Annotated in this window: 1 protein-coding gene; it reads right to left on the reverse strand. The window is 62.7% G+C overall.

Annotated elements, in window-relative coordinates; genetic code table 11:
- Nucleotides 1–236 (reverse strand): GyrI-like domain-containing protein (locus AC1RPH_RS08520; RefSeq protein WP_481762153.1); only part of this gene is annotated, 236 nt, incomplete at both ends.

Raw genomic sequence — 236 nt, forward strand, 5'->3', positions numbered from 1 at the left:
GGTGGTTGGTGATCGCCTCGTAGGTGTTGTCCATGTTGTCGTAGGAACCGCGATGGACGAACTTCAGCACCTTGCCGTCCGGCGATTTGCCGACGGTGACGTCCTTCGGCAGGCCCTTCGGCTCCTGGTCGACCGGAAGCTCGGCAAGGAAGGAGAAGCCGGTGTCGTCGGTTGAGGTGTAGACGATCAGCGCCGAGCCGGTCGGCTTGACGCCCTGCTTGTTGAGGGTGGAGGTC

The sequence above is a fragment of the Dellaglioa sp. CoH-57-MRSF-16 genome (genome assembly GCF_056782055.1).